The organism is Pseudomonas sp. 30_B (assembly GCF_017491605.1).
Lineage (GTDB): Bacteria > Pseudomonadota > Gammaproteobacteria > Pseudomonadales > Pseudomonadaceae > Pseudomonas.
The window spans coordinates 188,410-211,094 of the sequence record NZ_JAFGYY010000004.1 but is presented as its reverse complement, the minus strand read 5'-3'; the positions used below and the strand labels follow the sequence as shown (position 1 = coordinate 211,094).

The window sequence follows — 22,685 nt, the reverse complement described above, 5'->3', positions numbered from 1 at the left end:
GGCCGGTGGATCACTCGTAACGCAACGACTCCGCCGGCTGGGTCGACGCCGCGCGCCAGGCCGGGTACAGCGTGGCGAGGAAGCTCATCGACAGCGCCGCGACGCAGATCAAGACGATATCCAGCACCTGCGGATCGGACGGCAGGTAGTTGATGAAGTAAATGTCCGAGTTGAACACGTGGGTGCCGGCGACGCGCTCCAGGGTCGAGACGATGGCGGTGACGTTGTACGCCGCCAGCACGCCCAGCACGCAGCCGATGACGGTACCGATCAGGCCGATCACCGTGCCCTGCACCATGAAGATCGCCATGATCTGCTTCGGCGTGGCGCCCAGGGTACGCAGGATGGCGATGTCCGCGCGCTTGTCGGCCACCACCATGATCAGGGTGGCGATGATGTTGAAGGCGGCGACCGCGACGATCAGCAACAGCAGCAGGCCGATCATGGTCTTTTCCATCTTCATCGCGCTGAACAGGCTGCCCTGGGTGTGGGTCCAGTCCACCGAGCGATAACCGTCGCCCAGTTGTTTGGCGATGGCAGCGCCGATGTCCGGCGCCTGGAACAGGTCCTTCAGGGCGATGCGCACGCTCTGCACCTGGCCGGGCTGCCAGCGCATCAGGCTGGCGGCGTCATCGACGTGGATCAGCGCCAGGGTGCTGTCCAGCTCGGCACCGACCTTGAACACGCCAACGACATTCAGCCGCTGCATGCGCGGGGTGATGCCGCCAGGCGCCGTGCTGGGCTCGGGGACGATCAGCAGCAGGCTGTTACCGACGCCGACGTGGAAGCGCCGCGCGGTGATCTCACCGATGACCACGCCGAATTCGGTGGTCTTGAGGTCCTCGAGACGCCCCTGGACCATGTGCTGGCCGATGATCGACACCTGGGTTTCCAGCGCCGGGTCGACACCGTCCACTTCGATGGGCTGCATCAGGCCCTTGTAGGAGAGCATGCCGTCGACCTGGGTATAGGGCACCGCGCCGACAACCTGCGGATTTTTCTTCGCCGCCTCGGCCACGTGCTGCCAGTCGTCCAGCGGGCCGCTGGCCTGCTGCAGCACGGCATGCGGGACCATGCCGAGGATGCGCGAGCGCATTTCCTTCTGGAATCCGTTCATCACCGAGAGCACCACGATCATGGCCAGCACGCCCAGGGCGAGGCCGATCATCGAGGTCAGGGAGATGAAGGAGATGTAGTGGTTGCGTCGCTTGGCCCGCGTATAGCGGGTGCCGATGAAGACGGACAGGGGTCTGAACATTCCGGTATCCCTTAGGCGGCGACCAGCCGGCCCTCCTCCAGGCGCAGCACGCGGTCCATCTGCTGGGCAAGGTGGGTGTCGTGGGTCACCACCAGGAAGGCGGTGCGCAGGGACTGCGACAGTTCCAGCATCAGTTCCTGGATACCGTGGGCCGTGTGCTGATCGAGGTTGCCGGTAGGCTCGTCGAGCAGCACCAGTTTCGGCGTATTCACCAGGGCGCGGGCGATGGCCACGCGCTGGCGCTCACCACCGGAGAGTTCGGCCGGCTTATGGCTCAGGCGGTGCTTCAGGCCCACGCGCTCCAGCAGCGCGGTCGCGCGCTGCCGTGCCTCGGGGATCGGCGTCTTGCCGATCAGCAACGGCATGCAGACGTTCTCCAGGGCGGTGAATTCAGGCAGCAGGTGGTGGAACTGGTAGACGAAGCCCAGCGCGCGGTTGCGCAGCAGGCCGCGCTGCTTCTCGTTCAGCGCCGACAGCTGTTCGCCGGCCAGCCAGACGCTGCCGGTGCTGGGCGTGTCGAGGCCGCCGAGCATGTTCAGCAGGGTGCTCTTGCCCGAGCCGGAGCTGCCGACGATGGCGACGCGCTCGCCGGGGAGCAGCTCCAGCTGCACGCCGGAGAGTACCTCGACCGACTGCGGGCCCTCCTCGTAGCGCTTGCCGAGGTCGCGGCAGCTCAGGACGGCCTGGTCGTTGGGGGTCGGCTTACTCATAACGCAGGGCCTCCGCGGGCTGGGTGCGGGCCGCACGCCAGGCCGGATACAGGGTGGCGAAGAAACTCAGGATCAGCGCGGCACTGCACACCAGGATCACGTCCTCGCTCATCAGCTGCGAGGGCAGGTAATCGATGAAGTAGACGTCCGCGTTGAGGAATTTGTGGCCCAGCAGGCGTTCCAGCAGGGCAATGGCGGAGCTGACGTTGAGCGCCGCGAGCACGCCCAGCACACCGCCGATGAAGGTGCCGATCACGCCGATCACCGTGCCCTGGACCATGAAGGTCGCCATGATCTGCCCCGGCGTGGCGCCCAGGGTACGCAGGATGGCGATGTCGGCCTTCTTGTCGGTGACGACCATGACCAGGGTGGAAATGATGTTGAACGCGGCGACCGCAACGATCAGCAGCAGCAACAGGCCGATCATGGATTTCTCCATGCGGATCGCCTGGTACAGGTTGCCGTGGCTGCGGGTCCAGTCGCGGGCGAAGTAGTCGTTGCCCTTCAGGGTGCGGGCGATTTCCCAGGCGGTGCGTGGTGCCTGGAACAGGTCGTCGAGCTTCAGGCGCAGGCCTTCCACCTGGCCGTCCTTGAGGCGGCGCATGCGTGCGGCGTCGTCGATATGGACCATGCCGACGTAGCCATCCAGCTCGCCGGCGCCAATGTGGAAGGTGCCGACCACGGTGAAGCGCTTCATGCGCGGGAACACGCCGGCCGGAGTGACCGAGACTTCCGGGGCGATGAAGGTAACCTTGTCGCCCAGCTTCACGCCGAGGTTCTTCGCCGCCTTGTCGCCGATGATGATGCCGAACTCGCCGGGCTTCAGGCTCTGCAGCGAGCCCTGCGTGAAGAACTGGTCGATGATCGAGACCTTGCTCTCCTCGTTCGGGTCCACGGCGTTGATCAGCACCTTCTGCACCGTGCCGCCGGCGCTGAGCAGGCCCTGCATCTGGATGAAGGGGGCGACCTCCAGCACGTTGGGATGCTGGGTCTTGATCTGCCCGGCGATGCCCTGCCAGTCGGAGATGGGCTGGTAGGACTCGACCGTGGCGTGGGGCACCATGCCCAGCACGCGAGTGCGCATCTCATGGTCGAAACCGTTCATGACCGAGAGTACGACGATCATCACCACCACGCCCAGCGCGAGGCCGATCATGGAAGTGAGCGAAATGAAGGAGACAAAGTGACTGCGGCGTTTTGCGCGGGTGTAGCGCGTTCCGATGTAGACGGAAAGGGGTCTGAACATGTGGGGCCGATTTAGAAGATGAAGAGTGCGTCGAACGCCAGAGTCTACTTACGATCAGCTGCGCGTCGGCATAACTGCGTTAAAAACAGGCTCGGATGCTCATTTACCAAACGTAAACTGCGCGTCCTCGCCAATTTGACTCGCTAGCGCTCGCCCTTCGGGCCAGCCTTTGGCTGTTACTCCCGTTGGTCGTTGCGCCTTGTTCTGCTCTAGCTCGGGTGATCGTAACCAGACTCTTGGGTCCTTCTGGTGTTCGACTTCCGTGTGGCGAGGCTCGGCAGGCGGCTTTACACTCAGACCATCACTGCCTCCGTGGGTTCGCCATGTCCACTCCAGACGCGGATGACCGCCGCGAATACTATCGTATTGAAGACACGCTCGCATTGGAATTTCGCCCGCTGCGCGAGGACGAAATCCAGTCGCAAGAAGTGCTTCAGGATGATTCGGCGCTGTTCAATCTGCTCAGCGACCTGCACCTGACCGACTTCGAGTCGCAGCACCTGCTGCGCCATATCAACGAGCGCGACCGCCCGCTGGCCAGCTACCTGAAGGTGATCAACAAGCGCATCGACCTGATCGCCCAGGCCCTGACCCAGAGCCTGCTGCGTGAGATCGGCCCGGCGCGCCCGGTGACGCTCTCCGAAGGCGGCATCGACTTTCGCGACCACCACCCCCTTGCAGTCGGCCTGGGCCTGGCGCTGAAGATCGTCCTGCTGCCCCAGGGCCTGGGCCTGTTGCTGCGCGCGAAAGTGACCCATTGCCAGCAGGAGGCCGACGGCCGCTACGAGATCGGCACCGAATTCGAGACGCTCAGCGATGCCCAGCGCCAGCTGCTGGCTCGCCACATCCTCCAGCGCCAGGCACTGGAACGCCGTCTGGCCAAGGCCCGCGGCGAATGAACGAAGGGAACTCCATGCGCCACCTGCTCCTGCTGCTCTGCCTTGCCATACCCCTGCCACTGATGGCCGATACGATAGAAATCCCGGTGGGCGACCAGGGCGATCCGCATATCGTCCTGCCGGCCCGCGGCGAGAGCCAGAACGCCGTGCTGGAGCGCTTCGGCCTGCCGGACGACGAGCACCCGCCGGTAGGCAAGCCGCCGATCACCCGCTGGGACTACCGCGAATTCAGCGTCTATTTCGAGAGCGGCCGCGTCGTCGATGCGGTGCGCCAGCACCACGCCCAAAACCTCAAGCCCCAGAATCCGTCTCCCAAGGAGCCCCAGTGACTCTGATCTATGGACATCGCGGCGCCAAAGGCGAAGCACCGGAAAACACCCTGACCAGCTTCCAGCGCTGCCTGGAACACAACGTGAAGCGTTGCGAGCTGGACCTGCACCTGTCCCGCGACGGCGAGCTGATGGTGATCCACGACCCGACGCTCAAGCGCACCACCGGCCGGCGCGGCAAGGTCTCCGAGCAACTGGCGGACGACCTGGTCACCATGGACGCCCGCCAGGGCGGTCCGGGCTGGGTGCGCCCCTGCCCCATCCCACGTCTGGCTGAGCTGTTCGAGCGCTGCGAGTTCGAACACTGGCAGCTGGAAGTCAAGAGTGCCTCGAAGGAGCGTGCGAGCCGCACCGTGCAGGCGATCCACCATCTGGTCGGTCGCTTCGGCCTGCGCGACCGCATCACCGTGACCTCGAGTTCACGCACGGTGCTGCGCGCGGTGGAAGAACTGGCGCCGGAGCTGTCCCGCGGGCTGGTGGCTGAGTACGCCTGGCTCGACCCGTTGAAGGTCGCCGCGCACTATGGCTGCGATCTGCTGGCGCTGAACTGGACGCTGTGCACCCCCGAGCGCCTGCTGAAAGCGCAGAAACAGGGGCTGCATGTGTCGGTCTGGACGGTCAACGAGCCGGCCCTGATGCGCCGGCTCGCCGATTTTGGCGTGGACAGCCTGATCACAGACTTTCCCGGTTTGGCCACTGCCACGATCGGGAATCGCTGAGCAGGTTCTCCCCGGCCGGCTCAGGCCGCCGGTCGGGGTACTTCAAAAAATCCGGTTCAGGCCGTCGAACGCCGCTACGCGGTAGGCTTCGGCCATGGTCGGATAGTTGAAGGTGGTGTTGACGAAGTACTTCAGAGTGTTCAGCTCGCCCGGCTGGTTCATGATCGCCTGGCCAATGTGGACGATCTCCGACGCCTGGTCGCCGAAGCAGTGCACGCCGAGGATTTCCAGGGTTTCGCGGTGGAACAGGATCTTCAGCATGCCCACCGGCTCGTTGGAGATCTGCGCGCGGGCCATGCCTTTGAAGAAGGCCTTGCCCACTTCGTAGGGGATCTTCGCCGCGGTCAGCTCGCTTTCGTTGCGGCCGATGGAGCTGATCTCCGGAATGGTGTAGATGCCGGTCGGCACGTCGTTGACGAAGCGCCAGCCGTCGTGCTCGACAATGTTGCCGGCGGCCGAGCGGCCCTGGTCGTAGGCGGCGCTGGCCAGGCTCGGCCAGCCGATCACATCGCCCGCGGCGTAGATGTTCGACACCGAGGTGCGGTAGTTCTCGTCCACCTCGATCTGGCCACGGCTGTTGACCTTGATGCCGATGTTCTCCAGGCCCAGGCGGTCGGTGTTGCCGGTACGGCCGTTGCACCACAGCAGGGCGTCGGCCTTGATCTTCTTGCCCGACTTCAGGTGCAGGATCACCCCGTTGTCCAGGCCTTCCACGCGCTCGTATTCCTCGTTGTGACGGATCAGCACGTTGTTGTTGCGCAGGTGGTAGCTCAGCGCATCGGAGATTTCGTCGTCGAGGAAGCTCAGCAGCTGGTCGCGGGTATCGACCAGGTCCACCAGCACGCCAAGGCCGCTGAAGATCGAGGCGTACTCGCAGCCGATCACGCCGGCTCCGTAGATGATCAGGCGGCGCGGGGTGTGGCTCAGCGACAGGATGGTGTCGCTGTCGTAGACGCGCGGGTGATTGAAGTTGATGTCCGACGGGCGATACGGACGCGAGCCGGTGGCGATGACGAACTGGTCGGCCACCAGGCGCTCCACGGCGCCGCTGGGGGTCACCACTTCAACGGTGCGCTCGTCGACGAAGCTGGCAGTGCCGTTGAACATGTCGATGCGGTTGCGCGCGTAGTAGCCGGTGCGCGAGGAAACCTGCTTGGAGATGACCTTCTCGGCGCTTTTCAGCACGTCCGGGAAGGAGAACCAGCGCGGCTCGCCGATCTGACGGAACATCGGGTTGGTGTTGAACTCAATGATCTGTTTCACCGAGTGACGCAGCGCCTTGGACGGGATGGTGCCCAGGTGCGTGCAGTTGCCGCCGACCACGCGACGGCTGTCCACCACCGCCAGCTTGCGCCCGTACTTGGAGGCGTTCATCGCCGCCCCCTCGCCTGCCGGGCCCGTGCCGAGAATCACCACGTCGTAGTTGTAGACAGCCATGCGTACTCCTTCAGAACAGGCCGGGGCGCCCGCGTGGCGCTCCCGGCAAAACCCCGGCACCACATGCGCCGAGGCGGATCGAAATCATTGGCGCAGCTTAGCCCTGCGGCAAAAGGCTGCACATTAGCGGTTGGTCGGCAGGTAGGCGAATTTTGCCGTCACTACATGCCTTTACCGGCTTTCCGGGCGACATCATGCCCGCTGAAGCTTTCATTCAGGCTTCGGAAACAACGCTTCGAAGCGCGGCGTCGCGCGAGTCACGAAACCCTCGCCCTGGCGCACGATGAAGAACGCCGCCAGACCATTGCGCTCGGCAAAGGTATAGCCCTCCTCCGGCCCCAGCACCATCAACAGGGTCGACAGGCCATCGGCGCGCAACGCCTGCGCATCGGCCACGGTGACCGCCGCCAGCGCGTGCCTGACCGGCGCGCCCGTGCGCGGATCGAAGGTATGCGAATAGCGCCGCCCACCTTCCTCGAAATAATTGCGGTAGTCGCCGGAGGTGGACAACCCGAAACCGTCCAGCACCAACGAGCGCTCCACCTGCCGCTCGCGCTCGCCGCTGGGCACTTCCAGGGCGATGCGCCAGGGCGTTCCATCCGGCTTGCGGCCCACGGCCTTGAGCTCGCCGGTGATCTCCACCAGGTAATCCTTCAATCCCAGCTCGGCCAGGCGCGCGCTGACCTTGTCCACCGCATAACCGGCCACGATGCTGTCGAAGTCCAGCTGCGCGTCGACGTCCTTGCACAGCCGCTCGCCATCCAGGCGCAGGTGCTGGTGGCCGACCCGTGCCCGCTCGCGCTCAAGGGCGGCGGCATCCGGCACCTGCTCGGCACGCGACTGCGGTCCGAAGCCCCAGAGGTTCATCAGTGGCTCGACGGTAAGGTCGAAGGCGCCGCCGCTCTGCTGCGAGAGGGCCTCGCCATAGCGCCACAGCGTCAGCATGTCCGCCGACAAGGCCATGCAGGCGCCGGCCGGCAGGGCGTTGAAGCGCGACACCATGGAGTCGTCACGGTAGGTGGAGAATTGCTCGTCCAGGCCGGTGAGGATCATCTCGATCTCGGCCTTGAGCTTCGCGGCATCCGGCGCCTGGTCGGTCGGCACGTACTGCACCGTGTAGCTGCTGCCCATGGTCGGACCGCCGAAGCGTTCGACGGACTGCCCGCAGCCGCTCACGGCGGCAACCAGCAGAACGATCAACAGGCTTGCGCGGGACAAGGTTTTCTCCTTCACCGCCAGGCACGCGGCGCCGGGCATTCTACCGCAAGCACCCGCCGCCACTGTTTCCGCTCCGGCAAAGGTGCATTACCAAAGAAAACGGGAGCCGAAGCTCCCGTTTCTCAACCGGTTCAGGCGTTGACCTTGGCCGGGGACTTGCGCTTGAACAGGTAGCAGGCCCCCATCAGCACGATCCACACCGGGATCGCGTACACCGACACGTCGATGCCCGGGATCTGCAGCATGATGCCGAGGATGAACACCACGAACGCCAGGCACAGCCAGTTGCCGAAGGGGTACCACAGCGCGCGGAAGAACGGCTGCACACCCTTGGCCTGCATGGCCTTGCGGAACTTCATGTGAGCCAGGCTGATCATCGCCCAGTTGATCACCAGGGCGGCGACCACCAGGGACATCAGCAACTCCAGCGCCTGGTGCGGGATCACATAGTTGACCACCACGCAGGCCAGGGTGATGAAGGCCGAGACGCCGATGGCCAGCAGCGGTACGCCACGGTCATCGACCTTGGCGAAGGCGCGCGGGGCATCGCCCTGCTCGGCCAGGCCGAAGAGCATGCGGCTGTTGCAGTACACGCAGCTGTTGTAGACCGACAACGCGGCGGTGAGCACCACGAAGTTCAGGATGTTGGCCGCGATATCGCTGCCCAGCAGCGAGAAGACCTTCACGAACGGGCTGCCGCTGTAGGGATCGCCGGCGCTGCTGATGCTCTGCAGCAGGGCATCCCAGGGGTACAGCGAAAGCAGCACGGCCAGGGCGCCGATGTAGAAGATCAGGATCCGGTAGATGACCTGGTTGATCGCCTTGGGGATCACCTTCTTCGGCTCGGAAGCCTCGGCGGCAGTGATGCCCACCAGCTCCAGGCCACCGAAGGAGAACATGATGATCGCCAGGACCATCACCAGCCCCTTCCAGCCATTGGGGAAGAAACCGCCGTGGGCCCACAGGTTGCTCACCGAAGCCTGCGGACCACCGGTGCCGCTGACCAGCAGCCAGATGCCGAGAAGGATCATGCCGATGATGGCGACGACCTTGATGATCGCGAACCAGAACTCGGTCTCGCCGAAGGCCTTCACGTTGAACAGGTTGATGGCGTTGATCAGGACGAAGAACACCGCCGCCGTCGCCCAGGTCGGGAAGTCCGGCCACCAGAACTGGATGTACTTGCCGACCGCCGTCAGCTCCGACATCCCCACCAGGATGTACAGCACCCAGTAGTTCCAGCCCGACATGAAGCCGGCGAAGCCGCCCCAGTACTTGTGCGCGAAATGGCTGAAGGAACCGGCGACGGGCTCCTCGACGATCATCTCGCCCAGTTGGCGCATGATCAGGAAGGCGATGAAGCCGCCGATGGCGTAGCCGAGGATCATCGATGGGCCGGCCGATTGCAGGACACCGGCCGAGCCCAGGAACAGGCCGGTACCGATGGCGCCGCCGAGGGCGATCAGCTGGATATGGCGGTTCTTCAGGCCGCGCTTCAGCTCGCCTTCATGCAGATGATGTCCATCCATTCGAAGTCTTTCCAGTATCAGGAATTGGCAGATTTTATCGTTGTAGGGTGGAGCCAGTAACGAAAAACGGGAGCCCGAGAGCTCCCGTTTTCCTAAATCGCCTGAATCAGCGCGGGAAAGCCGGCGGGTTGACGCCAGCCATCTCTTCCATCACGCGGACGACCTGGCAGCTGTAGCCGAACTCGTTGTCGTACCACACGTACAGCACGACGCGGTTGTCGTTGGCGATGGTCGCCTCGGCATCGACGACACCCGCATGGCGGGAGCCGACGAAGTCGGTGGAAACCACTTCCTGGGAGGAGACGAAGTCGATCTGCTTCTGCAGGTCCGAGTGCATGGCCATCTGGCGCAGGTACTCGTTGATCTCTTCGCGGTTGGTGGCCTTTTCCAGGTTCAGGTTCAGGATGGCCATGGAAACGTTCGGCGTCGGAACGCGGATGGCGTTGCCGGTCAGCTTGCCCTTCAGAACCGGCAGAGCCTTGGCGGCTGCAGTGGCGGCACCGGTCTCGGTGATCACCATGTTCAGCGGCGCGGCGCGGCCACGACGGCTGCCCTTGTGGAAGTTGTCGATCAGGTTCTGGTCGTTGGTGAACGAGTGAACGGTTTCGACGTGGCCGTTGACGATGCCGTACTGGTCGTTGACAGCCTTCAGCACCGGCACGATGGCGTTGGTGGTGCAGGAAGCGGCGGAAACGATCTTGTCGTCAGCGGTGATGTCGCCATGGTTGATGCCATGCACGATGTTCTTCAGCGCGCCCTTGCCCGGAGCGGTCAGGATCACGCGATCGACGCCCGGGCACTTCAGGTGCTGGCCCAGACCGTCGGCGTCACGCCACTTGCCGGTGTTGTCGACCAGCAGGGCGTTCTTGATGCCGTACTGGGTGTAGTCGATCGACGCCGGGTCGTTGGAGTAGATCACCTGAATCAGGTTGCCGTTGGCAGTGATCGTGTTGTGTTCTTCATCGATGGTGATGGTGCCTTCGAACGGACCATGCACGGAGTCGCGGCGCAGCAGGCTGGCGCGCTTGACCAGGTCGTTCTCGGCGCCCTTGCGGACGACGATGGCGCGCAGGCGCAGGCCGTCGCCGCCACCGGTCTTCTCGATGAGGATGCGCGCCAGCAGGCGGCCGATGCGGCCGAAGCCGTACAGCACGACGTCGGTGCCTTCGCGGTCGCCGCCGTTCTGCTTGCCAACCACGTCGGCCAGTTCGTCCTTGGTGAACTGCTCGATGCTGCGGCCGTTACCTTCGGCCTTGAACTTGGCAACCATCTTGCCCAGGTCGACGGAAGCGGCGCCCAGCTTGAGCTCGCTCATCGCCTTGAGGATCGGGAAGGTGTCGTGTACCGACAGGCCGCCTTCGGCCAGGCGGTGACGGGCGAAACGGTGCGCTTTGAGGATCGCGATCACCGAACGGTTGATCAGGCCACGGCCGTAGATCGAGGTCACCACGTTGTTGTTACGGTAGAGTTGGCCGATCAGCGGAATCATGGCTTCCGCGAGGGCTTCACGATCGATCCACTCACCGAGACACTGGTCGGGCTTCTGGGTCACGGGCAATACCTTCCACATGTAGGAGAAGAAAAAAGGGGCTACATTATGACGGCGTGAACATTCGCCGGCAATCCGCAGCGGTCGTATGACTGACATCCGTCAATCGGGATAGTTACAATCCGACCGGTCAAATTCCTCGACCGGAGCCAAGACTGCCCGTGTCCGTATTGCGTATTCCTACATTGCCGACCGCAGCCGGCAAGCAATCCTGGGGCAACCTCCCCGGGGCCGCCCTGAGCCTTGCCATCGCTGAAGCGGCGGGACCGGCGAAGCGTTTCACCCTGTTGCTGACCGCCGACAGCCAGAGCGCAGAGCGCCTGGAGCAGGAACTGCGCTTCTTCGCGCCAGACCTGCCGGTGCTGCAACTGCCGGACTGGGAAACCCTGCCCTACGACGTGTTCTCGCCGCACCAGGACATCATTTCCCAGCGCGTCGCCACCCTTTATCAGCTTCCCGAACTGCGCCGCGGCGTGCTGGTGGTGCCCATCACCACCGCCCTGCACCGCCTGGCGCCGGCCAAGTTTCTGCTCGGCAGCAGCCTGGTGCTGGATGTCGGCCAGAAACTCGACGTCGAGCAGATGCGCAGCCGCTTCGAGGCCGCCGGCTACCGTTGCGTGGACACCGTCTACGAACACGGCGAATTCGCCGTGCGCGGCGCGCTGATCGACCTGTTCCCGATGGGCAGCGAACTGCCCTACCGCATCGACCTGTTCGACGACGAAATCGAGACGCTGCGCACCTTCGACCCGGAAACCCAGCGCTCCATCGACAAGGTGGAAAGCATCCGCCTGCTGCCGGCCCGCGAGTTCCCGCTGCGCAAGGAGGCGGTGACCGGTTTCCGCGGCCGCTTCCGCGAGCGCTTCGACGTCGACTACCGCCGCTGCCCGATCTACCAGGACCTGGCCAGCGGCCTGACACCCGCCGGCATCGAGTACTACATCCCGCTGTTCTTCGACGATGGCGAGACTTCGACGCTGTTCGACTACCTGCCGCAGGACACCCAGGTGTTCTCCCTGCCGGGCATCGAGACGGCCGCCGAGCAGTTCTGGACCGACGTGCGCAGTCGCTACGAAGACCGCCGCTACGATCCGGAGCGCCCGCTATTGCCGCCCGGTGAAGTGTTCCTGCCGGTGGAGGACTGCTTCGCTCGCCTGAAGAACTGGCCGCGCGTCATCGTCAGCCCCGAGCCCATCGAATCGGGCGTCGGCCGCGAGCGCTTCGCCGCCGAGCCGCTGCCGGAGCTGGCCATCGAGGCCAAGGCCACTGAGCCCCTGGCCCGCCTGCGCCAGTTCATCGAGCAGTTCGACGGACGCATCCTCTTCACCGCCGAATCCGCCGGCCGCCGCGAAGTGCTGCTGGAACTGCTGGCGCGGTTGAAGCTGCGCCCGGTGGAAGTCGACGGCTGGCCGGGATTCCTGGCGCACAAGGACCGCCTGGCGATCACCATCGCGCCGATGGACGAAGGCCTGCTGCTGGACGCCGATCAAGGCCAGCCGGGCATCGCCCTGGTGGCCGAGAGCCCGCTGTTCGGCCAGCGCGTCATGCAGCGCCGGCGCCGCGAGAAGACCCGCGACGGCGGCGAGAACGTCATCAAGAACCTCACCGAGCTGCGCGAAGGCGCACCGGTGGTGCACATCGACCACGGTGTCGGCCGCTACATGGGCCTGATCACGTTGGAGATCGACGGCCAGCACGCCGAATTCCTCGCCCTGGAATACGCCGACGAAGCCAAGCTCTACGTGCCGGTGGCCAGCCTGCACCTGATCGCCCGCTACACCGGCAGCGACGACGCCCTGGCGCCGCTGCACCGGCTGGGCTCGGAAACCTGGCAGAAGGCCAAGCGCAAGGCCGCCGAACAGGTCCGCGACGTCGCTGCCGAGCTGCTGGACATCTACGCCCGCCGCGCCGCGCGCAAGGGTTACGCGTTCAAGGACCCGCAGGCCGACTACGCCACCTTCTCCGCCGGATTCCCCTTCGAGGAAACCCCGGACCAGCAGACCGCCATCGAAGCGGTGGTGGCCGATATGCTCGCCGACAAGCCGATGGACCGCCTGGTCTGCGGCGACGTGGGCTTCGGCAAGACCGAAGTGGCCATGCGCGCTGCCTTCGTCGCGGTACACAGCGGCAAGCAGGTCGCCGTGTTGGTGCCCACCACCCTCCTCGCCCAGCAGCACTACAACAGCTTCCGCGACCGCTTCGCCGACTGGCCGGTGACGGTGGAGGTGATGAGCCGCTTCAAGTCGGCCAAGGAAGTCGAAGGCGCCGTGGCGCAACTGGCCGAAGGCAAGGTGGACATCGTCATCGGCACCCACAAGCTGCTGCAGGACGACGTCAAGTTCAAGAACCTGGGTCTGGTCATCATCGACGAGGAACACCGCTTCGGCGTGCGCCAGAAGGAGCAACTCAAGGCGCTGCGCAGCGAGGTGGACATCCTCACCCTCACCGCCACGCCGATCCCGCGCACACTCAACATGGCCGTGGCCGGCATGCGCGACCTGTCGATCATCGCCACGCCGCCGGCGCGCCGCCTCTCCGTGCGCACCTTCGTCATGGAAGAGCAGAAGTCGGTGATCAAGGAAGCCCTGCTGCGCGAACTGCTGCGCGGCGGCCAGGTGTACTTCCTGCACAACGAAGTGAAGACCATCGAGAAGTGCGCCCGCGACCTGGCCGAGCTGGTTCCCGAAGCGCGCATCGGCATCGGCCACGGGCAGATGAACGAGCGCGAACTGGAACGGGTGATGAGCGACTTCTACCACAAGCGCTTCAATGTGCTGGTGGCCTCGACCATCATCGAAACCGGCATCGACGTGCCCAGCGCCAACACCATCCTCATCGAGCGCGCCGACAAGTTCGGCCTGGCCCAGCTGCATCAGCTGCGCGGGCGCGTCGGCCGCAGCCACCACCAGGCCTACGCCTACCTGCTCACCCCGCCGCGCAAGCAGATGACCCCGGACGCCGAAAAGCGCCTGGAAGCCATCGCCAACGCCCAGGACCTGGGCGCCGGCTTCGTGCTGGCCACCCACGACCTGGAAATCCGCGGCGCCGGCGAACTGCTCGGCGAAGGCCAGAGCGGGCAGATCCAGGCGGTGGGCTTCACCCTCTACATGGAAATGCTCGAACGCGCGGTGAAGGCCATCCGCAAGGGCGAGCAGCCGAACCTGGAGCAGCCGCTGGGCGGCGGTCCGGACATCAACCTGCGGGTGCCGGCGCTGATCCCCGAGGACTACCTGCCGGACGTCCACGGCCGCCTGATCCTCTACAAGCGCATCGCCAACGCCCTCGACGAAGACGGCCTGCGCGAGTTGCAGGTGGAAATGATCGACCGCTTCGGCCTGCTGCCGGAGCCGGCGAAAAACCTGATACGCCTGACGCTTCTCAAACTGCAGGCGGAAAAGCTCGGCATCGTGAAGGTGGATGCCGGCCCCCAGGGAGGCCGGGTAGAATTCGCCGCCGATACCTGCGTCGACCCGCTGGTGCTGATCAAGATGATCCAGAGCCAGCCCAATCGCTACAAATTCGAAGGGGCCACCCTCTTCAAGTTCCAGGTGCCCATGGAGCGCCCGGAAGAACGGTTCAACACGCTGGAAGCGCTACTCGAACGCCTCCAGCCACAGACTCACTAAGGACCCCGTGCAATGCGCCTGTTCCAACCCCTGCTGCTGTCACTGGCCCTGCTCTCGCCAGCAGCCTTCGCCGAGCCCTACCAGGTGGAGCTGATTCTCTTCCAGCAGTCCGGCGATGCCGTTTTCGCCAGCCGCCCCGCGCCCGATGACTGGGCCAAGGGTGCGCAACCGCCGGGCCCGGACAGCTCGCGCCCCACGGCAATGGATGCGCAGGTCGCCAAGCTCAAGCAGAACGAAGGCTTCCAGGTGCTGATGCACAAGGCCTGGCGCCAGGAGATAGACACCAACCCGGTGAAGATTTCCCTGACCGAGGGCCAGAAACAAGACGGCCACTTCCCGGTGGAAGGTACCGTCACCCTCAGCCAGCAGCGCTTCGTGAACACCCAGACCGACTTCTGGATCAACCAGTTCAGCGCCGACGGCCTGCTGTCCGCCAGCCAGCACATGGTCCAGGAAGCCAGCCTGAAGAACAGCGTGCTGACCTACCTCGACCATCCGAGCCTGGGCATGCTGATCAAGGTCAGCCCGCTCAATGCCCGCCCCGCCTCCCCGACGCCGCCCGGCATGGAAGACGAAGCGCCCACCGGCCCGGACGCACCGCAGCAGCCGGCGCCGGCCGCTCCGGTCGATGGTGGCTTCGACGCACCGCCGCCGGCGCAACCCGCCCAGTAACCAGGCCCCGAAAAAGGCCGCGCCATGGTCCCGTTCGCCGAGCAACTGCAACGCATCCCCTGGCGCCGCCTCTTCCCCGCGATCACCCTGGTACGCGGCGAGGCCTATGCCCGGGAAGGCCGGGCGAGCGTCCTGCGCCTGGCCGAGCGTTCGCTGGAAGGCCTGTGCCGGGGTTCGGACAACAATCGCTATCGCCAGCGGATCAACTTCTCCAGAAGCGGTGACACCCTCGACTGCCAGTGCGACTGCCCGGTCGGATTCGACTGCAAGCATTGCGTGGCCGTGTTGCTGCACCTGCTGGGCGATCAGGCCGCTAACCTCGGCAACGCACCCAAGCCCGCTGCGATAAACGCCCCGGCTCCGGTCGACAGCCTTTCGCCCAGCCTGCAAGCCTGGCTGAACAATGCCCCGGCAGCGCTCAAGGCTCAGCCCGAGAGCCGGGCGCCCCACAACGACCCCTTGCGTTACCAACTGACCAGGAACGGCCGGGTCTTCATCCACTTCACCCAACGCGGCGAGAACGGCCAGCTCCAGGGTTACCCGCGAATCGCCTCCATCGCCCTCGCCCTGGGCCAGGGCGTGACCGAACAGGATCAGCGCATCCTGCTGCACGTGCTCGGAATGGCAGGCGTACCTCCCCATGCCAACGAAGTGAACCTGCAAGGCCGCGACGGCGCCGAACTGCTGGAGCTCATCCTGCGGAACGGACAACTGCTCCTGGAGTTCGAAGTCCTTTCCAGCCCGCTGCGCCTCGGCGAGGAACTGCCCGCCCGGCTCGCCTGGCAACTCCGTGACGATGGCTGCTTCATCGCGGCCTGGGAGACCGACGCGATCTCCAATCCGCAATTGCTGACCCAACTGACGCCCCCCTGGTACGTCGATCGCCAGGGACTGCGGGCCGGACCTCTGCGCCACGAGCTGCCGGATGAACTGGCCAGCTATCTGTCGAGCGCCCCGCCAATTCCGCAGCAGGAGGCTGCACTCTTCAGCCTGCAACTCAGGGCCCTGGCACCACAGGCTCCGCTACCGTTGGCAGCCAATGAGCGACGGCTGGACGTCCAGCCGGTACCCCACCTGCGACTGAGCACCCTGCGCGACGAGACTCGAGGCCATGAGAACGAGCACCACCAGGCCTGCCTGCTCTTCGCCTACGGCAAGCAACAGGTCCACGGCCCTGTGCGCGGCGGCCAGCCGATCCGCTACCTGGAAGACGGCAGCTTCGTCGTCATCGAACGGCAACCCAAGGCCGAGCAGTCCTTGCGCAAGATGCTGCAGAAACTGGGCCTGAGGAAACTCGACAAGCGCGCCACACCCCGCGATCTGGAGGACCGCTACGAATGCTATCGGCCATCCGACGACGCGCAGTGGGCACCGATCATCCAGCAGTCAGGGAGCCTTCGCGCCCAAGGCTGGGTGATCACGATCGACGATGACTTCCCGTTCGACGTCAGCGAAGTCGAAGAGTGGTACGCACATATCGAGGAACAACCCGGCCAGGCCTGGTTCGACCTGGAACTGGGCATCGTGGTCGATGGCCAGCAGGTCAGCCTGCTGCAACCGCTTCTGGAGCTGATCCGGAAAACTCCGCCGACCCTGTTCAAGGGCGCCGACGATGCCGAACTCCCCATCCGCCTCGACGCCCGCCGCCAGGCGGATGGCCGGCCACTGACCGTGAGCCTGCCCGTGGCGCGGGTACGAACCATGCTCCAATTGCTGGAAGGACTGCTGCTGAGCAGCCTGCAGCGTGAGGGAAGCCGCCTGCGGATCCCCAGCACCGATGCCAACCTGCTGACCCAACTCGACGAGCACTCGCTGCGCTGGCAAGGCGGCGAACGCCTGCTGCACCTCGCTCGGCGCCTGCGCAACTATCACCAGCAAACCTGCGCCGCGCCGGAAGGCCTGCAGGCGGAGCTGCGCCCTTATCAACTTCAGGGCCTCGCCTGGATGCAGGCACTGCGCGAGCTGGAACTCGGCGGCATCCTCGGCGACGACATGGGGCTGGGGAAGACGCTGCAGGTGCTGGCCCACATCCTCACGGAAAAGCGCGCCGGACGCCTGGACCGCCCCGCCCTGGTCGTGATGCCTACCAGCCTGGTGGCCAACTGGCAGGACGAGATCGCGCGCTTCGCCCCGGAGCTGAGCGTACTCACCCTGCATGGCAGTGCGCGTCACCAACACTTCGACGACCTCGCACAACACGACCTGGTGATCAGCACCTATGCCCTGCTCGCCCGGGACATCGAAACACTGTCCCGGCAACCGCTGCACCTGGTGGTGTTCGACGAAGCGCAATACCTGAAGAACGCCAGCAGCAAATCGGCCCAGGCCGCCACCCGCCTCATGGCCCGGCAACGCCTGTGCCTCACCGGCACGCCGCTGGAAAACCACTTGGGCGAGCTGTGGGCGCTGTTCAACCTGGTGATGCCGGGCTGGCTGGGCGATGTGCGCCATTTCGCGCGCCTGTACCGCCACCCCATCGAAAAAGCCGGCGACAGCCAGCGCCTGGCGCACCTGAACGCGCGCATCAAGCCCTTCCTGCTGCGGCGCCGCAAGGACCAGGTGGCCACCGAACTGCCACCCAAGAGCGAAATCACCCACCGGGTGGAGCTCGATGAGCGTCAGCGTGACCTCTACGAGACGGTGCGCCTGACTATGGACCGCAAGGTCCGCGAGGAAATACGCCGGAAGGGCCTGGCGAGCAGCCAGATCGTCGTGCTCGACGCCTTGCTCAAACTTCGCCAGGTCTGCTGCGACCCACGGCTGCTGCAGCCGGACTTGCCGGCGGCACATTCGGGCAAGCTGAGCGCCCTACTGGAGATGCTCGACGAACTCCTCGCGGAGGGACGTCGCGTCCTGCTCTTCTCGCAGTTCACCTCGATGCTCGATCTGATCCAGGAACAGCTACAGGCAAGAAACATCCGCTATGCGCTCCTCACCGGCGAAACCCGCGACCGCCGCCAGCCGGTGGAAGACTTCCAGCAGGGATGCGTCCCGCTGTTCCTCATCAGCCTGAAGGCCGGCGGCACCGGCCTCAACCTCACCGCCGCCGACACCGTGATCCACTACGACCCGTGGTGGAATCCGGCAGCGGAACAACAGGCCACCGACCGTGCCTACCGCATCGGGCAGGACAAGCCCGTGTTCGTCTACAAGCTGATCACCCGCGGCACCCTGGAAGAAAAGATCCAGCAACTGCAGGCACGCAAGGCGGCACTGGCCGCTGGGGTGCTGGAGGACGGCAAGAACACCGGCCTGCAATTGCAGCAGAGCGATATCGACGCACTCTTCGCGCCGCTGCCGAAACCGTAACGGCGGGATAAAGCGCTTTTGATCCAGCAGGAGCGGATTCATCCGCGATCCACACGGCACGCCGCTGGATCGCGGACAGAGTCCGCTCCTACGGGAATTGCTCCATGAAACTGCTCAGCGCGTATTCAGCTCACCAACACGCGCCCCAGCACCTCGCGCACCTTGCCGATGCCCTCGTGCAGGGCCTGCTCGATCTCGGCCATGGTGATGATTCCGCTGGACTTGCCGGCCGCCGGGTTCACCACCAGCGACAGGCAGGCATAGGGCAGCTCCAGCTCACGGGCCAGGGCGGCTTCGGGCATACCGGTCATGCCGACGATGTCGCAGCCGTCGCGCTCCAGCCTGGCGATTTCCGCCACGGTCTCCAGGCGCGGGCCCTGGGTCGCGGCATAAACACCATGGCTGCTGTACGGATAGCCCAGCGCCTGTAGCGCGGCGATCAGCTTCTGGCGCAACGGCTCGTCATAGGGATGGCTGAAATCGATGTGGGTGACATGGTCGATGTCGCCAGCGAAGTAAGTGTGCTCACGCCCCCAGGTGTAATCGACGATCTGGTGCGGCACGCAAAGATGGCCGCTGCCCATGGCCGCATGGATACCCCCCACCGCATTCACCGCCAGCACCGCCTCGGCGCCGGCCTGCTGCAGCGCCCAGAGGTTGGCGCGGTAGTTCACCTGATGCGGCGGGAAGCGGTGCGGATGGCCATGGCGGGCCAGGAACAGCACCTCGCGACCGGCGAATTCGCCGCGCTGGATGGCTGCCGACGGCGCGCCGTAGGGCGTGTCCAGTGCAATGGAATCTTTCAGAGTCAGGCCTTCCAGCTGGGTCAGGCCGGTGCCGCCGATGATGGCGTAGACAGTCATGCTTCTATCCTCAAGTTGTCCCTGCGATCTCGCGAGCTAGAGCAGAACAAGGCGGAAGGCTGGATCGGACGCGGAGTTGACTTCATGTCAATGAGCAGTCCGATCCAGCCTTCCAACGCCGTTATGCCGACGCGCAGCAGATCGCAATCAATCGATCAGTTGGGCGGCGCGCAACTCACCGACGGCCTGCTGCCAGCGCGGCAGCTGCTTGTATTCGGTGCCCGGCCAAGCCTTGGCGCGCATGCGCTGCAGGCGCTGCGGCGCAGTGACCTTCAGGCGCTGCAACGCGCTCAGCGCCAGCTCGGCGGAGGCGCGGTCGTTGCACACCAGGCCCATGTCGCAACCTGCCGTCAGCGCGGCCTCGATACGGTTGGCGGCATCGCCCACCACGTGGGCGCCAGCCATGGACAGGTCGTCACTGAAAATCACGCCGTCGAAACCCAGTTCACCGCGCAGAATGTCCTGCAGCCAGCGGCGGGAGAATCCAGCGGGATTCGGATCGACCTGCGGGTAGATCACGTGGGCCGGCATCAGCGCATCCAGCTCGCCGGACAGGCGCTGGAACGGCACCAGGTCCACGGCGCGGATCTGCTCCAGGGTGCGTTCGTCTTCCGGAATGCCGACGTGGGAATCGACTTCAGCCCAGCCATGGCCGGGGAAGTGCTTGCCGGTGGCGGCCATGCCGGCGTCGTGCATGCCGCGAATGAAGGCGCCGGCCAGCGCGACCGCGCGCTCAGGATTGCCCTCGAAGGCGCGGCTGCCGACCACGGCGCTGCGCTGGTGATCAAGGTCCAGCACCGGAGCGAAGCTGAGGTCCAGGCCCACCGCCAGCACCTCTGTCGCCATCAGCCAGCCGCACTGTTCCGCCAGGCGCTCGGCATTGGCGTTGTCGGCAATGGCCCGCATGGCGGGCAGGCGCAGGAAGCCCTGGCGCAGGCGCTGCACCCGGCCACCTTCCTGATCGACCGCCAGCAGCAGGTCCGGACGCACCGCGCGGATGGCCGCGCAGAGCTCGCGCACCTGGCGCGGCGACTCGATGTTGCGGGCGAAGATGATCAGGCCGCCCACTTCCGGGTGGCGCAGAATCTGACGGTCCTCGGCGGTCAGCCAGGTGCCGCCGATGTCGAGCATCAGGGAGCCTTGCATGTGCATTCCTTTCAATTCAGTTGTGGCGACTGCCAGTCGGGGCAGGCGGCCTCTTCGATTCGGACCCGGCAATGGAGGGGAACCCGGGGAAAGAGTTCCAGCAGGTCATCGTTGCGCAGGCGGATACAGCCATGGGACAGCGGCGTGCCCATGGGCTCGCAGTCCGGCGTGCCATGCAGATAGATGTAGCGGCGGAAGGTATCGACCTCGCCCATTCTATTGCGCCCCGGCTCGCAGCCGCTGAGCCAGAGGATGCGGGTGAGAATCCAGTCGCGGCCGGGAGACTCATCGTGCAGCACCTGGGTCCAGACCTCGCCGGTCCAGCGCCGCCCCTTGAGCACCGCGCCCTTGGGCAGCCCGTCACCGATGCGCGCGCGGACCTGATGCAATCCGCGCGGCGTGCAGCCGGAGCCGTTGCGTTCGCCGGCGCCATTGGCCGCCGTGGAGACCGGCAGACGCACGCGCAGCTGCTCCCCGGCAAAGCCGTAGAGCATCTGGTCGGACAGGGAAATATGGAGGAGATCGAGATCAGCCATGGCCGGCTACTTTAGCCGATCAGGCCTGCACCGCCCAGCGCAAAGCCGGGCGTTGTTCAGACCTTGGCGGGTGCGGCGCTCGACTTGCTGCGCGGCTTGAGCTGCGCACCCGCCAGCGAAGGATCGCTGACGCCGCTGTCGGCGCGCATACCGGCGGCGAGGAACGGCACCATCAGGCGCATCACCTGCTCGATGGAGGTGTTCACCCCGAAGTCGTTCTCGGCCATGGCGCGCAGCGCCTTGATGCCGGACATGCTGAACACCGCGGTACCCAGCATGAAGTGCACGCGCCAGAACAGCTCCAGCGGCGGCAGGCGCGGCGCGGCTTCGTGCACCAGCAGCATGTAGCGGCGGAACACCTTGCCGTAGACTTCTTCGAGGTACTTGCGCAGGTGGCCCTGGCTCTGGCTGAAGGCCAGGCCCAGCAGGCGCATGAAGATGGACAGGTCGTTGCCGCTGCGCGGCTTGACCGCCATGGCCTGAACGACCAGCAGTTCCAGCAACTCTTCCAGTGTGGCGCGCGGCGCGTCAGGCTTGGCCTGGCGGCGGTCCAGCTCCTTTTCGAGGCTGGCGCAGAACGGGCCGAGGAAGCGCGAGAAGACCGCCTGGATCAGCGCCTTCTTCGAGCCGAAGTGATAGTTCACCGCCGCGAGGTTCACCCCCGCCTTGCTGGTGATCAGACGCAAGGAGGTTTCGGCGAAGCCTTTCTCCGCGAACAGCTGTTCCGCAGCATCCAGGATGCGTTCGACGGTTTCCGACTGGGCCATGGCTACTCCGCCTGACAAACACTTGTTTGAAACATACGTTTCAGCCTCTTGTATTGTCAAGCAAAGTGCGACCGATTGTTAACAAAAACATGGGCAATGCGACAAGCTGATTTCAACCTTCAGCAAGACGCTTGCCAGCCCGCACAGGTTACATCTGCCGTTGCAGCACCGACAGCCGCGCGAAATTAGGCATTGCCAGAGCGCCTTCACTGTATATAATTCCAGTCACTGTATAAAAAGCCAGAGTATGGACATGCTGAAGCTGACGCCGCGCCAAGCCGAAATCCTCGCCTTCATCAAACGCTGCCTGGAAGACAACGGCTATCCGCCCACCCGTGCGGAAATCGCCCAGGAACTCGGCTTCAAATCGCCCAACGCCGCCGAGGAGCACCTGAAGGCCCTCGCCCGCAAAGGCGCCATCGAGATGACCCCGGGCGCCTCCCGTGGCATCCGCATCCCTGGCTTCGAACCCAAGGCCGCCGCCAACGAAGACGAGCTGCCGATCATCGGCCGCGTCGCCGCCGGCGCGCCGATCCTCGCCGAGCAGAACGTCGACGACACCTGCCGGATCAATCCCACCTTCTTCAACCCGCCGGCCGACTACCTGCTGCGCGTGCGCGGGCAGAGCATGAAAGACGTCGGCATCATGGACGGCGACCTGCTCGCCGTGCACGTCACCCGCGAAGCGCGCAACGGCCAGATCGTGGTCGCCCGCCTGGGTGAAGAAGTGACGGTAAAGCGTTTCAAGCGCGAAGGCAGCAAGGTCTGGCTGATCGCCGAGAATCCCGAGTTCGCCCCCATCGAGGTCGATCTCAAGGAACAGGAACTGATCATCGAAGGCTTGAGCGTCGGCGTGATCCGTCGCTGAACAG

General features: G+C 65.1%; 18 protein-coding genes. 7 read left to right on the top strand and 11 right to left on the bottom strand.

The features are described 5' to 3' along the window. Positions 1–10 precede the first annotated feature (10 nt). The 3 genes from J5M67_RS06080 to J5M67_RS06070 are packed head-to-tail and all read right to left on the bottom strand — an operon-like array spanning position 11 to position 3,214. On the bottom strand, positions 11–1,258 hold the full coding sequence (locus J5M67_RS06080) for a lipoprotein-releasing ABC transporter permease subunit (protein ID WP_207884425.1): 1,248 nt from the start codon (positions 1,256–1,258) through the stop codon (positions 11–13). A gap of 11 nt (positions 1,259–1,269) precedes the next feature. Then, on the bottom strand, positions 1,270–1,968 hold the full coding sequence (gene lolD / locus J5M67_RS06075) for a lipoprotein-releasing ABC transporter ATP-binding protein LolD (RefSeq protein ID WP_207884424.1): 699 nt from the start codon (positions 1,966–1,968) through the stop codon (positions 1,270–1,272). Then, complete coding sequence (locus J5M67_RS06070; protein ID WP_207884423.1) at positions 1,961–3,214, bottom strand: lipoprotein-releasing ABC transporter permease subunit; 1,254 nt, start codon at positions 3,212–3,214, stop codon at positions 1,961–1,963. Before J5M67_RS06070 ends, lolD begins: the two co-directional genes overlap by 8 nt. A 323-nt stretch (positions 3,215–3,537) precedes the next feature. Here J5M67_RS06070 and J5M67_RS06065 point away from each other — a divergent pair, with 323 nt between their 5' ends. From J5M67_RS06065 to J5M67_RS06055, 3 genes are read left to right on the top strand one after another with little or no spacing between them, the layout of a single operon-like run. After that, complete coding sequence (locus tag J5M67_RS06065; protein WP_207884422.1) at positions 3,538–4,113, top strand: PilZ domain-containing protein; 576 nt, start codon at positions 3,538–3,540, stop codon at positions 4,111–4,113. Positions 4,114–4,127: 14 nt separating this feature from the next. Further along, complete coding sequence (locus J5M67_RS06060) at positions 4,128–4,442, top strand: phosphodiesterase (RefSeq protein WP_207884421.1); 315 nt, start codon at positions 4,128–4,130, stop codon at positions 4,440–4,442. Next, positions 4,439–5,161, top strand: a complete 723-nt coding sequence (locus tag J5M67_RS06055) for a glycerophosphodiester phosphodiesterase (protein ID WP_207884420.1) — start codon at positions 4,439–4,441, stop codon at positions 5,159–5,161. The genes J5M67_RS06060 and J5M67_RS06055 overlap by 4 nt, the downstream gene beginning before the upstream one ends. A gap of 42 nt (positions 5,162–5,203) precedes the next feature. On the opposite strand, the gene sthA is transcribed toward J5M67_RS06055, so the two are convergent. From sthA to J5M67_RS06035, 4 genes are all read right to left on the bottom strand, one after another. Continuing rightward, complete coding sequence (gene sthA, locus J5M67_RS06050) at positions 5,204–6,598, bottom strand: Si-specific NAD(P)(+) transhydrogenase (protein ID WP_207884419.1); 1,395 nt, start codon at positions 6,596–6,598, stop codon at positions 5,204–5,206. A 210-nt stretch (positions 6,599–6,808) separates the two neighbouring features. Then, positions 6,809–7,837: an FAD:protein FMN transferase gene (locus J5M67_RS06045; RefSeq protein ID WP_243434532.1), complete on the bottom strand. Its 1,029-nt coding sequence runs from the start codon at positions 7,835–7,837 to the stop codon at positions 6,809–6,811. Between the two features lie 110 nt (positions 7,838–7,947). Then, positions 7,948–9,345, bottom strand: coding sequence for an amino acid permease (locus J5M67_RS06040; protein WP_207884417.1), 1,398 nt, complete (start codon positions 9,343–9,345; stop codon positions 7,948–7,950). A 106-nt stretch (positions 9,346–9,451) separates the two neighbouring features. Then, the gene (locus J5M67_RS06035) at positions 9,452–10,915 is read right to left on the bottom strand and encodes a glyceraldehyde-3-phosphate dehydrogenase (protein WP_207884416.1); all 1,464 of its coding nucleotides are present in this window, start codon (positions 10,913–10,915) and stop codon (positions 9,452–9,454) included. 140 nt (positions 10,916–11,055) lie between these two features. Between J5M67_RS06035 and mfd the strand changes: the two genes are divergently transcribed. The 3 genes from mfd to J5M67_RS06020 are packed head-to-tail and all read left to right on the top strand — an operon-like array spanning position 11,056 to position 18,501. After that, positions 11,056–14,520, top strand: coding sequence for a transcription-repair coupling factor (gene mfd, locus J5M67_RS06030; RefSeq protein WP_207884415.1), 3,465 nt, complete (start codon positions 11,056–11,058; stop codon positions 14,518–14,520). Positions 14,521–14,532: 12 nt separating this feature from the next. Then, entirely contained in the window at positions 14,533–15,192 is a 660-nt protein-coding gene (locus J5M67_RS06025) for a CsiV family protein (protein ID WP_207884414.1), read from the top strand. A 24-nt stretch (positions 15,193–15,216) separates the two neighbouring features. Continuing rightward, positions 15,217–18,501, top strand: coding sequence for a DEAD/DEAH box helicase (locus J5M67_RS06020; RefSeq protein ID WP_207884413.1), 3,285 nt, complete (start codon positions 15,217–15,219; stop codon positions 18,499–18,501). A gap of 125 nt (positions 18,502–18,626) precedes the next feature. Here the strand turns inward: J5M67_RS06020 and J5M67_RS06015 are convergent, their stop codons facing one another. The 4 genes from J5M67_RS06015 to J5M67_RS06000 all read right to left on the bottom strand — a co-directional run bounded on the left by J5M67_RS06015 (position 18,627) and on the right by J5M67_RS06000 (position 21,813). After that, positions 18,627–19,364, bottom strand: a complete 738-nt coding sequence (locus J5M67_RS06015) for an S-methyl-5'-thioinosine phosphorylase (protein WP_207884412.1) — start codon at positions 19,362–19,364, stop codon at positions 18,627–18,629. A 147-nt stretch (positions 19,365–19,511) separates the two neighbouring features. Further along, complete coding sequence (gene nagZ / locus J5M67_RS06010; RefSeq protein WP_207884411.1) at positions 19,512–20,510, bottom strand: beta-N-acetylhexosaminidase; 999 nt, start codon at positions 20,508–20,510, stop codon at positions 19,512–19,514. Positions 20,511–20,521: 11 nt separating this feature from the next. Then, positions 20,522–21,046 (bottom strand): L,D-transpeptidase, encoded by a 525-nt coding sequence (locus tag J5M67_RS06005; RefSeq protein ID WP_207884410.1) that lies wholly within the window; start codon positions 21,044–21,046, stop codon positions 20,522–20,524. A 56-nt stretch (positions 21,047–21,102) separates the two neighbouring features. Further along, entirely contained in the window at positions 21,103–21,813 is a 711-nt protein-coding gene (locus tag J5M67_RS06000; protein ID WP_207884409.1) for a TetR/AcrR family transcriptional regulator, read from the bottom strand. 253 nt (positions 21,814–22,066) lie between these two features. On the opposite strand from J5M67_RS06000, the gene lexA reads away from it, so the two are divergent. Then, a complete protein-coding gene (lexA, locus tag J5M67_RS05995) occupies positions 22,067–22,681 on the top strand; it encodes a transcriptional repressor LexA (RefSeq protein WP_207884408.1) in 615 nt (204 codons plus the stop codon). The last annotated feature ends 4 nt before the right edge of the window (positions 22,682–22,685 follow it).

Excerpts from the sequence above, each read along its gene's own strand:
- J5M67_RS06060 (WP_207884421.1), top strand. The coding sequence starts at position 4,128 with ATGCGCCACCTGCTCCTGCTGCTCTGCCTTGCCATACCCCTGCCACTG.
- J5M67_RS06015 (WP_207884412.1), bottom strand. The coding sequence starts at position 19,364 with ATGACTGTCTACGCCATCATCGGCGGCACCGGCCTGACCCAGCTGGAA.
- J5M67_RS06040 (WP_207884417.1), bottom strand. The coding sequence starts at position 9,345 with ATGGATGGACATCATCTGCATGAAGGCGAGCTGAAGCGCGGCCTGAAG.
- J5M67_RS06025 (WP_207884414.1), top strand. The coding sequence starts at position 14,533 with ATGCGCCTGTTCCAACCCCTGCTGCTGTCACTGGCCCTGCTCTCGCCA.
- J5M67_RS06000 (WP_207884409.1), bottom strand. The coding sequence starts at position 21,813 with ATGGCCCAGTCGGAAACCGTCGAACGCATCCTGGATGCTGCGGAACAG.
- J5M67_RS06080 (WP_207884425.1), bottom strand. The coding sequence starts at position 1,258 with ATGTTCAGACCCCTGTCCGTCTTCATCGGCACCCGCTATACGCGGGCC.
- J5M67_RS06070 (WP_207884423.1), bottom strand. The coding sequence starts at position 3,214 with ATGTTCAGACCCCTTTCCGTCTACATCGGAACGCGCTACACCCGCGCA.
- J5M67_RS06020 (WP_207884413.1), top strand. The coding sequence starts at position 15,217 with ATGGTCCCGTTCGCCGAGCAACTGCAACGCATCCCCTGGCGCCGCCTC.
- sthA (WP_207884419.1), bottom strand. The coding sequence starts at position 6,598 with ATGGCTGTCTACAACTACGACGTGGTGATTCTCGGCACGGGCCCGGCA.
- J5M67_RS06065 (WP_207884422.1), top strand. The coding sequence starts at position 3,538 with ATGTCCACTCCAGACGCGGATGACCGCCGCGAATACTATCGTATTGAA.
- lexA (WP_207884408.1), top strand. The coding sequence starts at position 22,067 with ATGCTGAAGCTGACGCCGCGCCAAGCCGAAATCCTCGCCTTCATCAAA.
- nagZ (WP_207884411.1), bottom strand. The coding sequence starts at position 20,510 with ATGCAAGGCTCCCTGATGCTCGACATCGGCGGCACCTGGCTGACCGCC.
- J5M67_RS06035 (WP_207884416.1), bottom strand. The coding sequence starts at position 10,915 with ATGTGGAAGGTATTGCCCGTGACCCAGAAGCCCGACCAGTGTCTCGGT.
- lolD (WP_207884424.1), bottom strand. The coding sequence starts at position 1,968 with ATGAGTAAGCCGACCCCCAACGACCAGGCCGTCCTGAGCTGCCGCGAC.
- J5M67_RS06005 (WP_207884410.1), bottom strand. The coding sequence starts at position 21,046 with ATGGCTGATCTCGATCTCCTCCATATTTCCCTGTCCGACCAGATGCTC.